Here is a 255-nt window from a genome sequence, read left to right on the forward strand (position 1 = left end):
GTGCACGGTCACCGCACGGGCGCCGGTGTCGTCGGCCGCGCCGACGCGCACCTGCACGCGGACGCCGCCGGCCTCGGGCAGGGTCAGCGGGGTGGCGACGGTCAACTCCCGCACCCGGGACGCGCCGCCCTCGTCGCCGGCCCGCACGACCAGCTCGACCAGGGCCGCGCCGGGCACCACGACGACGCCGGAGACGGCGTGGTCGGCGAGCCAGCCGTGGGTGGCCAGGGACAGCCGGCCGGTGAGCAGCACCAT

General features: G+C 78.8%; 1 protein-coding gene. It reads right to left on the reverse strand.

What is annotated here, in order from left to right; genetic code table 11:
• Window positions 1–255 (reverse strand): polyketide synthase dehydratase domain-containing protein (locus LPA42_RS33595; protein ID WP_228987160.1); only part of this gene is annotated, 255 nt, incomplete at both ends.

The sequence above is a fragment of the Micromonospora sp. DH13 genome (assembly GCF_020873825.1).
Lineage (GTDB): Bacteria > Actinomycetota > Actinomycetes > Mycobacteriales > Micromonosporaceae > Micromonospora > Micromonospora haikouensis.